At 60.9% G+C, this 2216-nt stretch carries 1 protein-coding gene; it reads left to right on the forward strand.

The window, feature by feature from the left end:
* The coding region (gltB, locus tag ACIP1X_RS28665; protein WP_400755949.1) for a glutamate synthase large subunit at nt 1–2216 on the forward strand (2216 nt) is incomplete at both ends.

Genomic DNA, 2216 nt, shown 5'->3' on the forward strand with positions numbered 1-2216 from the left:
ATTCAGAAGCCTGACGCGTTCCTGCGAGCCATTGCCCAGGAAACCTTCAGCGTCGAGCTGCCCAAGCAATATGCGGTGGGCATGGTCTTCTTCAACCAGGATCCGGCCAAGGCCGAAGCCGCTCGCGAAAACATGAACCGCGAGATCCTCGCTGAAGGCCTGCAGTTGATCGGCTGGCGCAAAGTGCCCATCGACACCAGCGTCCTCGGCCGCCTGGCCCTTGAGCGCCTGCCGCAAATCGAGCAGGTGTACATCGGCGGCGAAGGCCTGAGCGATCAGGACATGGCCGTGAAGCTGTTCAGTGCGCGTCGTCGTTCGTCGGTGTCCAACGCCGTCGACTCCGACCACTACATCTGCAGCTTTTCGCACAAAACCATCATCTATAAAGGCCTGATGATGCCGGCCGATCTGGCCGCGTTTTATCCAGACCTGAGTGACGAGCGCCTGCAAACCGCGATCTGCGTGTTCCACCAGCGCTTCTCCACCAACACCCTGCCGAAATGGCCGCTGGCTCAGCCATTCCGCTTCCTCGCCCACAACGGCGAGATCAACACCATCACCGGTAACCGCAACTGGGCGCAGGCCCGGCGCACCAAGTTCAGCAACGATCTGATGGATCTGGAAGAACTCGGCCCGCTGGTTAACCGTGTCGGTTCTGACTCCTCGAGCATGGACAACATGCTCGAACTGATGGTCACCGGTGGCATCGACCTGTTCCGTGGCGTGCGGATGATCATTCCGCCAGCGTGGCAGAACGTTGAAACCATGGACCCGGATCTGCGTGCGTTCTACGAGTACAACTCGATGCACATGGAGCCGTGGGACGGCCCGGCCGGCGTGGTAATGACCGACGGTCGTTACGCGGTGTGCCTGCTCGACCGTAACGGTCTGCGCCCGGCGCGTTGGGTCACCACCACCAACGGTTTCATCACCCTCGCGTCGGAAATCGGCGTGTGGGACTACAAGCCGGAAGACGTGATTGCCAAAGGTCGTGTCGGCCCTGGCCAGATCTTCGCCGTGGACACCGAAACCGGGCAGATCCTCGACACCGACGCGATCGATAACCGTCTGAAGTCCCGTCATCCGTACAAGCAATGGCTGCGCAAGAACGCTCTGCGCATCCAGGCGACCATGGAAGACAACGATCACGGTTCGGCGTTTTACGACGTCGATCAGCTCAAGCAATACATGAAGATGTATCAGGTCACGTTCGAAGAGCGCGATCAGGTCCTGCGTCCGCTCGGCGAGCAAGGCTACGAAGCCGTGGGCTCGATGGGCGACGACACGCCGATGGCAGTGCTCTCGCAGCGCGTGCGCACGCCGTACGACTATTTCCGTCAGCAGTTCGCGCAGGTTACCAACCCGCCGATCGACCCGCTGCGTGAAGCGATCGTGATGTCGCTGGAAATCTGCCTCGGTGCCGAGCGCAACATTTTCCAGGAGTCGCCGGAACACGCCTCGCGCGTGATCCTCAGCTCGCCAGTGATCTCGCCGGCCAAGTGGCGCTCGTTGATGAACCTCGACCGTCCGGGTTTCGAACGGGCGATCATCGACCTCAACTACGACGAAAGCGTTGGCCTCGAAGCTGCGATCCGCAACGTTGCCGATCAGGCTGAAGAAGCCGTGCGCGCCGGTCGTACCCAGATCGTCCTGAGCGACCGCCATATCGCCCCGGGCAAGCTGCCGATCCACGCTTCGCTGGCGACCGGTGCGGTGCACCACCGCCTGACCGAAAAAGGCCTGCGTTGCGATTCCAACATCCTTGTTGAAACCGCGACCGCCCGTGACCCGCATCACTTTGCGGTGCTGATCGGTTTCGGCGCCTCGGCGGTCTATCCGTTCCTCGCGTACGAAGTGCTGGGCGACCTGATCCGTACCGGTGAAGTGCTGGGCGACCTCTATGAGGTGTTCAAGAACTACCGCAAAGGCATCACCAAAGGTCTGCTGAAGATCCTCTCGAAGATGGGTATTTCGACCATCGCCTCCTACCGCGGAGCACAATTGTTCGAAGCGATCGGCCTGTCCGAAGAAGTTTGCGACCTGAGCTTCCGTGGCGTGCCGAGCCGCATCAAGGGTGCGCGTTTTGTCGACATCGAAGCCGAGCAGAAAGCACTCGCCAGCGAAGCCTGGAGTCCGCGCAAGCCGATCCAGCAGGGCGGTCTGCTGAAGTTCGTCCACGGTGGCGAATATCACGCGTACAACCCGGACGTGGTCAA

It is taken from the genome of Pseudomonas sp. NPDC088885, from assembly GCF_044750025.1.
GTDB classification, from domain to species: domain Bacteria; phylum Pseudomonadota; class Gammaproteobacteria; order Pseudomonadales; family Pseudomonadaceae; genus Aquipseudomonas; species Aquipseudomonas rustica.